Source organism: Kitasatospora sp. NPDC088742 (assembly GCF_055584905.1).
The window spans coordinates 1-11,188 of the sequence record NZ_JBVJLD010000090.1 but is presented as its reverse complement, the minus strand read 5'-3'; the positions used below and the strand labels follow the sequence as shown (position 1 = coordinate 11,188).

The window sequence follows — 11,188 nt, the reverse complement described above, 5'->3', positions numbered from 1 at the left end:
CCAGCAGCAGCTCGAACCGGGCGGCGCCGGTGCGCAGCACCTCGGTCTCCGCCACCACCCCGGGCAGCGTCAGCTCGCCGCGCAGGTTGTTCTGCAGCACGACGACGGCGTCCACCAGCGGGTGCCGCCCCGGCGAGCGCGGCGGGTTGAGCGCCGAGACCACCAGCTCGAACGGGACGTCCTGGTGGTCGTGGGCCGCCAGGTCGGTCTCCCGGACCCGGGCCAGCAACTCGCCCACGGTCGGGTCGCCGGTCAGGTCGGCCCGCAGCACCAGCAGGTTGACGAAGAAGCCGACCAGCTCCTCCGCCCCCTCCCGGCCGCGGCCGGCCACCGGGGCGCCCACGGCGGGGAGTTCGCCCGCCCCGGCCCGGCTCAGCACCAGGGCGAAGGCCGCCCGCAGCACCATGAACAGAGTGGCCCGGTGGCCGGCCGCCAGCGCGGTGAGCGCGGCCAGCCCGGCCGGGTCGATCCGCCGCTCGGCCGCCTCGGCCGCGGGGCCGGGCAGGGCAGGGCGGTCCGGCCGCCGCGGCAGCCGCGGCCCCTCCCTCGGGAGGTCACGCAACTGCTCGGTCCAGTAGGCGAGTTGCCTGGCCGTCAGGCTGGACGGGTCGGACGGGTCACCGAGCCGGGCGGCCTGCCGGGCCGCGTACTCCGGGTACGGGAACGGCAGCGGCTCCCCGGGGCGGCCCGCGTAGGCGGCGGAGAGGTCCCGCAGCAGCGGGGCCAGCGACCAGCCGTCGGCGGCGATGTGGTGCAGCACCAGGAGCAGCGCGTGCTCCTGCGGTCCGGTGCTGAACAGCTCGGCGCGCAGCGGGAGTTCGGTGGACAGGTCGAAAAGGTGCCGGGCCGCCGCGGCCATCCGCCCCGGCAGCTCGGCGGCCGTGACCCGGTGCGTGGTCAGACCGGGCGCGGCGTCCAGCACCCGCAGGGCGGGCTCACCACCGGGGGCGGGGAAGACGGTGCGCAGCACCTCGTGCCGCTCGGCCAACCGGGCCAGCGCCGCGCGCAGCCGTTCCGGGTCGACCGGGCCGTGCAGCCTGGTCAGCACCGGCAGGGTGTAGGCGGGGCCGGCCTCGATCCGGTCCAGCAGCCAGAGTCGCCGCTGCGCCGGGGAGAGTCCGGGGCCACCGGGGACCGCCGCGGGCGGGCGGTCCGGCGGGCGGACGCCGTCCACCAGCAGGGCGAGCCCGGCCGGGGTCGGGGTCTCGAAGACGGCGCGGACGCCGAACTCCGCGCCCAGCTCGGTGTGCGCCCGGCCGGCCAGCCGGACGGCCTTCAGCGAATCCCCGCCCAGCTCGAAGAAGCCGTCCTCGGCACCGACCTGCTCCACTCCGAGCACCTCGGCGAAGAGCCGGCAGAGCGCCTGCTCCACCTTTCCGCGCGGCGGCCGGGAGGTGGGGCGGAGCGCCGTGCGGACGTCGGGGGGCTCGGGCAGCGCGGCCCGGTCCAGCTTGCCGTTCGCGGTCAGCGGCAGCGCCGCCAGCCGGACGAAGGCAGCCGGCACCAGGTGCTCGGGCAGCGCGCGCACGGCCAGCGCCCTGACCTGCGCCACCTCCACGGCGGGGCCGGTCAGGTAGGCGGCCAGCCGGAGTTCGCCGGTGGCGTCCCGGTGCGGCACCACCACCGCCCGGTCCACCGCCGGGTGCCGGGAGAGCACGGCCTCGACCTCGCCCGGCTCGACCCGGAAGCCGCGGATCTTCACCTGCCGGTCGGCCCGGCCCAGGTACTCCAGCGCACCGTCGGGACGGCGGCGCACCAGGTCGCCGGTCCGGTACATCCGGGCCCCGGGCGGACCGTACGGGTCGGCGACGAAACGCTCGGCGGTCGCGCCGGGACGGCCCAGGTAGCCGTCCGCCAGTCCGTCGCCACCCGCGTAGAGCTCGCCGGGGACGCCGTCCGGCACCGGCCGCAGCCGCCCGTCCAGCACGTGCGCCCGCCGGCCCGCGATCGGGTGGCCGATCGGCACCGTGTCCCCGGCCGCGTCCTCGGCGGTGACCTGACGGGTGGTCACGAAGACCATGGACTCCACCGGTCCGTAGCCGTTGGACAGGCGCAGTTCCGGGAAGCGCTCGAGCGCCCGCGCGGCGTGCGCGGGCGACATCGCCTCGCCGCCGACGAGCAGGTGCCGCAGGCCGGCGAGGGCCGCCGGGTACTCGTCCACCACCACGTCGAAGAGGCTGCTGGAGAGGTACATCGAGGTGATCCGGTGCTCGGCGGCCAGCCGGGCGATCACCACCGGGTCGGGCCGCCCGCCCGGGTGCAGCACGCAGGAGCCGCCGAACAGCAGGGCGCCCCAGAGCTCCAGCACGAAGGCGTCCCAGGAGACCGGTGCGCACTGCAGCCAGACGGTGCCCTCGGTGAACGGCGCGTACGTCTGCCCCGCCAGCGTCCGGACGATCGCGGCGTGCGGGGCGACCACCCCCTTGGGGCGGCCGGTGGAGCCCGAGGTGAACATCACGCAGGCCGGGTCCCGCGGCGCCGCCCCGCCCGCGCCGTGCGGCAGCGGTTCGGCCCGGTCGGTGACGGCCACCGGGTGGGCGGCGGTGCCGAGCCGGCCCGCCTGCTCCGCCGTGGCCGCGACCACGGCGGCCACCCCGGCCTCGGCCACCAGGCCGCGCAGCCGCTCCACCGGGTGGGCCGGGTCGAGCATCAGACAGCCGGCCCCCGCCTTGAGCGCGGCCAGGACCGCGACCACCAGGCCGGTGCCGCGCTCCAGGTGGATGCCGACCAGCCCGCCGGCCACCCCCCGGGCGGCCAGCACCCCCGCCAACTCGTCGGCCCGGGCGTCCAGCCGGGCGTAGCTGAGGCGCTCCCGCCCCGCGACCAGGGCGAGGGCCTGCGGGGTTCGGGCGGCCTGCCGCTCGAACAGGCCGTGCACGGTGCCCGGCAGCGATCCCGCCCTCGGCTGCGCGACCGGCTCAGGAGACGGGGCCATCTCAGGAGACGGGGCCGGCGGGGCGGAGCCCGGTCCAGTTGGCCTCGACGTGGGCCAGGCAGGCCGCCCGGCCGTCCGGGCCGTGGGCCGTCCGCCATCCCTCGGGCACCGCGATGCCCTCGGGCCACAGCGAGTGCTGGTGCTCGTCGTTGACCAGCACCAGGTAGCGGCCGGCCTCGTCCTCGAACGGGTTGGTGGTCATGGCGGAACCTTCCGGGTCGGTCGCCCAGGGCGGACGTGAACGTGCCGACGCGGGGGCGGCCGGCGGATGGCCGGGCGCCGCGGTCGGGTGGGACGGGTTGACGAGCCGTCGGGAACGGGGAGCCCGGCGACGGGCTCAGGCGTCGGCGCCCTCGCGCCGCTCGGTGCCGGCCGGATCGTCGGCGTCGATGTCGGGGAGCAGGCGGTCGATGTCGCGGACGTTGCGGCTGGCCATGCCCCAGAGCGCGGCGGCCGTGCCGAGGATCCCGGCGAGCAGCAGCATGGTGGCCATCCCGGTGCCGGGCCCGGTGCCGACCAGCGGCCGGACCAGGCCGACCAGGCCGCCGCCCTCGGCGGCCTGCGGTTCGAAGACCCGGTCGGCGAGCGGGCCGGAGAAGGCCATCGCCAAGGGGGAGGAGATCTGCGAGACGAACATGACCGCGCCGAACACCCGGCCCTGACGGTCCTTCGGGACCTTGGTCTGGACGATCGCCTGCATGGTGCCGTTGACGATCGGCATCAGCAGGGCGCCGACCAGGATCGCCGCGCACCAGGCGGGCACCCAGCGGGCCGTGGCCATCAGGATCTGGGCGCTGACGCACATCCCGATGATGCCCAGGGTCATCCCCCGGACCCGGTTCTTCGGCCCGCCCCAGGCCGCCAGCAGCAGGCCGCCGGCGATGCCGCCGACGCCGATGCTGGTCATCACGGCCGCCAGTGCCCCGGGCTGGTTGCCGGTGCGGGCCAGGATCATCGGCTGCACCACCGCGAAGCCGAAGACCATCACCAGGTTGACCGAGAAGAAGACCAGGATCAGCCCGCGCAGACTGGGCTGGCCGAACAGGATGCGCAGCCCCTCGGCGGAGTCCGCGCTGAGCTTGCGGCGCGGCCCGGCCGGGGCCTTGGCGTCCACCGCGGCGGGCAGCCGGACCAGCCGGACGGTGAGCAGGGCCAGGGCGAAGCTGGCCAGGTCCACCCAGAGCACCAGCCCGAGGCTCGCCTGGGTCACCAGCACCGCGGCCAGCGCCGGGCCGACCACGTCGGCGGCGCTCTTGGCCGTGGCCAACAGGCCGTTGGCTCGCTGGAGTTGCTCCTTGCCGACCAGCAGCGGCACCGCCGAGGCGAGCGCCGGGTACTGGAACGCGGCGGCGGCGCCGAGCAGCGCCACCGTCGGGTAGACCTGCCAGAGCCGCAGGTCCCCCAGGAAGTACAGGGCGGTCAGACCCGCCACCACCACCAGGCCGCCCAGATCGGCGAGTTGGAGCGCCGTCCGCTTGCTGACCCGGTCCACCAGGGCGCCGGCCACCGGGCTGAGCAGCATCTGCGGCAGCAGCGCGCAGATCGAGAGCAGCACCACCCGGGTGGCCTCGCCGCCGGAGGTCCACGCCTGGACGACGAAGGCGAACCGCAGGACGGCGTTGCCGACCAGGGTGACCGCCTGCCCCGACCAGACGAGGCCGAACCGGCCCATCCCGTCGAACCGGCCGAGGAAGCCTGCGTTCTGCATGCTGAGTCATCCCCCGTCACTGTTCCGCGACGCCCCTCGGAGCCTGGGTGTCGCCCGGGCAGCGCCGCGAGCCACTGTCACACACCCGTGCGGCTTGATCAAGACTCAATTCCGCCTCATGGAAGGGCAGTTGCCTGCCCTTTCCCGGGGCGGCGCCGCGGTACCCCCGCGGCACCGCCCGACGGCTCGGTCCGACGGCTCGGTCCGACGGCTCAGTCCGTGAGGTCCCGCAGCTTGCGCACCGGGCTGAGCAGGAGCGTGGCGGGCACCAGCAGGACCGCCGCCGCGACCAGCCAGAGCGCGCCGCGGGAGCCCAGCCAGGCCGAGGCCCCACCGGCCGCCAGCGCACCGAACGGGATGACGCCCCAGGAGATGAAGCGGACCGTGGCCATCACCCGGGGCAGCAGCTCCGGCGGGGTGACGGTCTGCCGGTGCGTACGGGTGAGGATGCTGACCACCACGACTCCGGCGGTGAACCCGGCGTTGCCGATCGCGAACAGCAGCAGACCCCAGCCCTGACCGGCCAGCGGCAGCAACGCCACCGACACCGCCGAGACCGAGCCGGCCACCAGCAGGGCACGGGCGCTGCCGAGCCTCTTGCCCACCTTGGGAGTCCAGGCCGCACCGATCAGGCTGCCCAGCCCCTGGGCCGCCATCAGGAATCCGACCAGGCCGGCCGGGGCTTCGAGGGTCCGTACCAGGAAGACCGGCGAGGTCGCCATCAGCGCGCCGCTGACGAAGTTGATCAACGTTGCCACCAGGACGCACGGGCCGATCACCGCGTGCCTGGTGACGAAGGTGAGGCCGTCCTTCATCTGGCCGACGAAGGAGGTTCCGGCCTGCGGCGCGGGCGTCCGGGCGGGCCGGGGCAGGCTCCACAGCAGCGCGGCCGAGACCAGGTAGCTCACCGCGTCCACCAGCAGACCGGCGGCCGCGCCGACGGTCTGCACCAGCACACCACCGAGCGAGGGGCCTCCGAGCTGGGTGGCGGAGGCCGAGGCGGAGGTCAGGCTGTTCCGCGAGGTCAGCTCCTCCTTGCTGACGATGGACGGCAGAAAGGAGGAGTTGCCGACGTCGAAGACCACGTTGGCCAGGCCCACCACGAAGGCGACCAGGACGAGTTGGACCATCGCCAGCACGTCGAAGGCGGCCGCCACCGGGATCGACAGGACCGCGGCGGCACGCAGCAGGTCCATCGTCACCTGCACCCCCCGCAGCGGCAGCCGCTGGACGATCACGCCGGCCGGAAGGCCGATCACGATCCAGGCCGCGTAGCTGGCCGCGGTGATCAGGCTCACCTGGAAGCTCGACGCCTCCAGCACCTCCACCGCCATCAGCGGCAGCGCCACGGCGGTGACCGCGTTGCCGACGTTGCTGACCGTCGATCCGGTCCAGTACCGCCAGAACAGCCGGGCCCCGGCCGCCTTGGCCGAAGCCTCGGCCGGCGCCGTCGTGACCGTGTCCACCATTGTCCACCCCTAGTAAGTTCCTTTTGAATACTTACTATAGGAGGGACGGGCCCGGCACAAGGTGCCGGGCCCGGCGTTCCGCCTGGCAGAAGACCTGACGGGACGTCACCAGCGGCGGGACGCGCCGCCCACCGCGCAGCCCAGACCCGCTGACATCCGTTGCGCGCCCTCCACCACCGCGTCCCGCAGCCGGTCGCGGCCGGCCGCGTCGAGACGGGCCGAGGAGGCCGCGATGGTGACGCTGGCGCAGACCCGGCCGGTCGAAGCGCGCACCGGGGCCGCCACGGCCCAGACCCCGCGGTCGAGTTCGCCGTCGCAGACCGCGTGGCCGACGGCGCGCTCCGCCTCCAGACGGTCCATCACCTCCTCCACCACGGTCGGCGTGGCCCGGGTGAAGGGCGTCAGCGGCCGGGTGCCGAGCATCCGTCGCGCGGCACCGCCGTCCTGATGGGCCAGCAGCACCCGGGCGGCGGCGGCCGCGTGCAGCGGCATCGGCTGGCCGACCGCCGCGAAGGTCCGCAGCCGGTCGCTCCCCTCCACCAGGGCGGTGCACACCGCCGAGCCGCCGAAGACCTCGGTCAGGAAGACCGTCTCGCCGACCCCTTCGGCCAGTTCGACCAGGACCGGGTGCGGGGCCGCCAGCAGCGAGTGCTGCGGGGCGCCGTCATCGGCGAAACACCTGGTCGCCGGCCCCAGGAAGTAGCGTCGGTTGGTCGGCGAACGGCTGAGGAAGCGCTCCTCCTCCAGCACGGCGAGCAGCCGGTGCATGCTGCCGAGCGGGACGTTCAGGTCCTCCGCCAGCTCCTGCAGGCCGACCCCCCGCTCCGAGGCGGCGACGGACCTGAGAACGCTCACGGCTCTTACCACAAGTTGCATCCAAGACTCCCCCGTTTCGGAATACGGACGGCACCGTACCTTCACCCAATCAAGGCAGTCCAGCAGATATACAAGCTTGGAGGTTCCTCCAATCGACTTTTGAAAGATCTTTGCTCTTGCAATGCTCCGTCAATCTTGACGAATGATCTTGGCCTGCCTAGCGTGGGCCTGTTTCCTGCCCCGGCGACGACGGAGCCTGCCTTGGGACTGCTGCCGATACCCCTTCCGACCAGCGCCGTCGTCGTCCTCGGCCCGGACGACCACGACCGGGCCCGGGACCTCGCGCCCGGCGCGACCGTGCTCCTCGCGCGGCGCCACCGCTTCTCCGACGGCGAGCAGCTCGTCACCCTCGACGACCCCGCCGCGCTGACGGGCCGGGACGTCCTGGTGGTACAGACCACCGCCGGGCGCCAGGACGAGCAGTTCATGACGCTGCTCCAGCTCCTCGACGCCGTCACGGCCGAGAAGCCCCGCAGTCTCAGCTGCCTCGCCCCGTACCTCTGCTACCAACGGCAGGACCGGGCGATGCGCCCCGGCGAACCGGTGACCGCCCGGCTGGTGGCCCGCGCCCTCGCGATGGCCGGAGCCGACACCCTGATCACGGTCGACCGGCACGGCCGGCCGCCGGGCGACCTCGGGACGACCGCACTGGTCGACCTGAGCGGTGCCGAGGCCTACGTCCGCAGCGCCGCGTTCCGGGAGTACCGGCCCGACTTCATCCTGGCGCCGGACCAAGGGTCGGAGCGGCGGACGGCTCGGATCGCCGCCCGGATCGGCCTGCCCATGGTGACGCTCTCCAAGACCCGGGCTCCCGACGGCACGACCAGCTTCTCGGCACTCCCGCCGGAGCTGCGCGGGCGGCGCTGCCTGGTCCTGGAGGACCTCTGCTCCACCGGTTCGACACTGGTGCCGCTGCACGACGCCCTCCGGGAACACGGCACCGGATTCGCGGTCTTCGTCACCCACCTGCTCGCACCGGCCGAGGCGCTGCGCGCCCGGCTCCCGGGCGCCGACCGGATCGACCACAGCGACAGCTGCGGCCGGCCGGACGCCGCCGCCGTGCGGATCCTCCCGCTCGCCCTGCGGGCCTGGCCGGCCGGAAACGGCGAAGGCCGGGCCTGAGGCCCGGCCGCAATGCAGCGGGGGTGCCGCGCCGATCGGCGCGGCACCCCCGGGAATCAGCACGCGTTCATGAGGACGGTGCCCAGGGCGACCTTCTTGGCCACCGGCTTGGTGTACTTACGCATTAGAAATCACCTCCTTCCGGAAAGAATTTCGGGCGGGTCTTCAGGTGGGGGAGTGTTCCTTTTCCCTGCCCCGCTCCGTGCTTCTGATGAATAACCTACGGATCGACCCGACACTCCGTCAAGGTTCCCGGTGGTCTTTCGGCCCTGACCGAAATCCTGGTCACTCGGACGAGTTCCCACTAGCTTTCCCGCGTGGACATCGACCTGCCAGGCTGCCTGGACGAGCTGAACAACCGTGAATTGATACCCGAGGACGTGCGCTGCGTCTTCGCCGCCGGCTCGATCATCCGCGGCTGGGGGAACGTCAACAGCGACCTGGACCTCTACGTGGTCACCGGCGGCCGGACCGCCGCACAGGACCCCGGAGATCCCCTGTTGACCGCGTTCTACGTGGGAGAACGGCGCTGGGACGTCGAACAGTGGCAGGATCCGCAGGTCGACCGGACCATGACGAAACTGTCCTGGGCAGAGTACGACGCCGGTGACCTCACCCGGCACGCGCTCTCCCGGAACGAGATCGACCTGGTCGAGCGGCTCGGGCACGCCACGCCGCTGCTCGGCGGGCAATGGCTGGCGGAGCGGCAGGCGGAAATAGCCGGATCGGCCCTCCGGAAGGTACTGGTGGAGGACCGGCTGAATTTCGCCGACATATTCATCGAGGACGCCACCGGACAGCTCGTCTCGGCCGATCTGCACAGCGCCGTGGTATCCGCCCGGCAGGCGTTCGCCAGTACCGTCGACGCGCTCACCGCGAGCTTCGGTGAATTCGGGCACAGCGCCAAATGGCGACCCCGCCGGCTCATGGCGGTGGAACAGGACCTGCTCCGGTTCGACGATTACTGGCGCATCGAGACCATGCAGGACTTCGACCCGGCGGATCCGGCCGCCTGGGTGGACCGGGTGGTCCGGGTCTGCCAGCGCCTCGCCCTGGACGTGGCGGTCTGACGCACCACGGCCGGGCCCGCCGGACGGGTCGGTCGGACGGGCCCGCCGGACGGGTCAGTCCAGGTAGCCGTAGAGCGCCAGCTGGTCGGTGGCGGCCGCGGACTCGAAGGCGCCGACCGCCTCGAAGTAGCGTCTGGTCAGCTTGGAGGTGGCCCTGGCGTGGCCGCTCAGCACCGCCGGGGTGTAGATCTCCGCGGCGATCTGCTCGGCCTCGTCCCGGGAGAGCCCGTAGGTGGTGAGCTCGGCCTTCAGCGCCTCGGTGTCGGGGCGCAGGAAGGCGTCCATCAACCGGGGCACCAGCACGCCGATCCGGTGGCGGTCCTGACGGTCCGACTGCGCCCAGAGGTGGCGCAGCAGGGTGGCGAAGTAGGCGTGGTGGCGGCCCTCGTCGCCGGCGTGGTCGCGGATCGCCTCGCGGACGGCGGGGACCACTTCGTCGCTGTCGGGGAGTTCGGCGAGGCTGGCGGAGATCAGCGTCTCCGACACGATGACGAAGAGGAGCTCCGCCAACGGCCGTTCAGCGGTGGGGAGTTCGTCGAGGATCTGCTGGAGCCGGCGCAGGAAGAACGGCTCGGCCGGGAGGACCGGGGCCACTCCGGTGCGGGCCCTGACCTGGCGCTGGAGATCGACCGAGAAGAGCGCGTGGTACCCCTCGTCGCAGTACATCTTGAACGCGTCGAAGCGCATCTCGTCCGGCAGCCGGAGGCCGATGGTGCCGTGCGCCAGGCCCAGCACGGTGCGGTTGACCACCAGGTACTCGAGCTGGGCGGTGAAGTCCAGGTAACGGTAGAGGTGTTGGATCAGCAGCTCGCCGAAGACCCGCTCGGGCAGGGCCTTGACCAGCGGGTGCTGGGCGACCGGGACCAGGTCCGGGGAGAAGAACTTCAGCGCGGTGTCCGCCTCGCTGACCATCCGGCGCGGCGCCTGACGCACACTGGCCCGCTCGTACCAGGTCTGGAACGGACTCCGGTAGCCCGGATCCTCCGTCTCCTCCTCGGCCCCGGCCGCCCCGTCGTCCGCCGGCTGCGGGGACGCGGAGCCGGAGAGCAGGGCCTTGGGGCAGTAGGACAGCGCCGCGCACCCCACGAACATACCGACGGTCCCGCACATCTCCGACTCCCCGTCCTCGCGTCCGACCAACCGGCGGGCGGCGTCCGTACGCCACCCGCTTGCGACCCGTCACCCCGCCGGGGCGACCATCCCGAGCTCCAGGAACTGGGTGAGCAGCTCCAGGCTGTCCGCCGTCGCCTCGTCCACCGAGATGTCGTACTCGGTGGCGAGCCGCTCGCCGATCTGGCGGATCGTCAGCGAGCCGTCGACCTGCTTGAAGACGAGCTCGGCGACCTCGTCCAGCTGCAGCCCGCTGTCCGCGCGGGCGACCAGCAGCTTGCCGCGGAACTTGCGGACCCGGACGTCCGGCGCGTGCCGGAGCACCGAGGACTCGGAGAGCACCAGTGGTGCGGTCATCAGATCTCCACCTCCATGGAGAGGCGCCGGCAGAGCCGGACCACCTCGTCGATCCACTTCTCGGGAGCCACGGGGTCGAAGTCCCGCATGGTCTCCAGAGCCCAGTAGTCCTCGAAGGACAGCAGGTCCTGCTCGGCGCCCCGGAACCGCCGGGCCCGCCACTTGGGCTGCCAGAAGCCGAAGCTGCCGTGGCTCTCCAGCAGCGCGTCGACGATGTGCCCGAGCGCCCGGCGGGCCGAGAGCACCGCCGACTCCAGGTCCCTGGCCTCGAGTTGGCCGATCGCGTCCTCGACCGCGTTGTCCGCCTCGGTCAGCGAACGGGTCGTCACGAACGCCTTGAACGCGGACTCCTCCAGCTGCCGCCGGCGGCGGAGCACCCAGGAGTCGTCCCCCAGCGGCACGCAGCTGAACAGCCGCTCCAGGGAGAGCTCCTCCGTCGCGGTGAGCGGCTTGGACGATCCGGTGCCGCTGTCGAACCGGTCCCAGCCGACCTTGGCGATCAGCTGGTCGACCTGGTCGTCCAGCCAGTACTTGATCTCCC

Annotated in this window: 10 protein-coding genes; 2 read left to right on the top strand and 8 right to left on the bottom strand. The window is 73.2% G+C overall.

Annotated elements, in window-relative coordinates; translation table 11 throughout:
* The 5 genes from ACZ6ZR_RS37880 to ACZ6ZR_RS37860 all read right to left on the bottom strand — a co-directional run.
* Window positions 1-2,935 (bottom strand): amino acid adenylation domain-containing protein (locus tag ACZ6ZR_RS37880; protein ID WP_465650469.1); only part of this gene is annotated, 2,935 nt, incomplete at its 3' end.
* Window position 2,936: 1 nt separating this feature from the next.
* A complete protein-coding gene (locus tag ACZ6ZR_RS37875) occupies window positions 2,937-3,137 on the bottom strand; it encodes an MbtH family protein (protein WP_465650467.1) in 201 nt (66 codons plus the stop codon).
* A 135-nt stretch (window positions 3,138-3,272) separates the two neighbouring features.
* The gene (locus ACZ6ZR_RS37870) at window positions 3,273-4,643 is read right to left on the bottom strand and encodes an MFS transporter (protein WP_465650465.1); all 1,371 of its coding nucleotides are present in this window, start codon (window positions 4,641-4,643) and stop codon (window positions 3,273-3,275) included.
* A 212-nt stretch (window positions 4,644-4,855) separates the two neighbouring features.
* The gene (locus tag ACZ6ZR_RS37865; protein WP_465650463.1) at window positions 4,856-6,112 is read right to left on the bottom strand and encodes an MFS transporter; all 1,257 of its coding nucleotides are present in this window, start codon (window positions 6,110-6,112) and stop codon (window positions 4,856-4,858) included.
* A gap of 105 nt (window positions 6,113-6,217) precedes the next feature.
* Entirely contained in the window at window positions 6,218-6,967 is a 750-nt protein-coding gene (locus ACZ6ZR_RS37860) for an IclR family transcriptional regulator (protein WP_465650461.1), read from the bottom strand.
* A gap of 222 nt (window positions 6,968-7,189) precedes the next feature.
* On the opposite strand from ACZ6ZR_RS37860, the gene prs reads away from it, so the two are divergent.
* Window positions 7,190-8,110, top strand: a complete 921-nt coding sequence (gene prs, locus ACZ6ZR_RS37855; RefSeq protein ID WP_465650459.1) for a ribose-phosphate diphosphokinase — start codon at window positions 7,190-7,192, stop codon at window positions 8,108-8,110.
* A gap of 317 nt (window positions 8,111-8,427) precedes the next feature.
* Window positions 8,428-9,180, top strand: coding sequence for a hypothetical protein (locus tag ACZ6ZR_RS37850; RefSeq protein ID WP_465650457.1), 753 nt, complete (start codon window positions 8,428-8,430; stop codon window positions 9,178-9,180).
* Window positions 9,181-9,234: 54 nt separating this feature from the next.
* Here the strand turns inward: ACZ6ZR_RS37850 and ACZ6ZR_RS37845 are convergent, their stop codons facing one another.
* The 3 genes from ACZ6ZR_RS37845 to ACZ6ZR_RS37835 form a co-directional block, all read right to left on the bottom strand.
* Window positions 9,235-10,290 (bottom strand): diiron oxygenase, encoded by a 1,056-nt coding sequence (locus ACZ6ZR_RS37845; RefSeq protein ID WP_465650455.1) that lies wholly within the window; start codon window positions 10,288-10,290, stop codon window positions 9,235-9,237.
* 69 nt (window positions 10,291-10,359) lie between these two features.
* On the bottom strand, window positions 10,360-10,647 hold the full coding sequence (locus ACZ6ZR_RS37840; protein WP_465650453.1) for a PqqD family protein: 288 nt from the start codon (window positions 10,645-10,647) through the stop codon (window positions 10,360-10,362).
* Window positions 10,647-11,188: hypothetical protein (locus ACZ6ZR_RS37835; protein WP_465650451.1), on the bottom strand; the 542-nt coding region annotated here is incomplete at its 5' end. The genes ACZ6ZR_RS37840 and ACZ6ZR_RS37835, both read right to left, overlap by 1 nt.

Bases quoted from the DNA above. Each gene is read 5' to 3' on its own strand.
- ACZ6ZR_RS37875 (WP_465650467.1), bottom strand. From the start codon at position 3,137: ATGACCACCAACCCGTTCGAGGACGAGGCCGGCCGCTACCTGGTGCTG.
- ACZ6ZR_RS37870 (WP_465650465.1), bottom strand. From the start codon at position 4,643: ATGCAGAACGCAGGCTTCCTCGGCCGGTTCGACGGGATGGGCCGGTTC.
- ACZ6ZR_RS37865 (WP_465650463.1), bottom strand. From the start codon at position 6,112: ATGGTGGACACGGTCACGACGGCGCCGGCCGAGGCTTCGGCCAAGGCG.
- ACZ6ZR_RS37845 (WP_465650455.1), bottom strand. From the start codon at position 10,290: ATGTGCGGGACCGTCGGTATGTTCGTGGGGTGCGCGGCGCTGTCCTAC.
- ACZ6ZR_RS37840 (WP_465650453.1), bottom strand. From the start codon at position 10,647: ATGACCGCACCACTGGTGCTCTCCGAGTCCTCGGTGCTCCGGCACGCG.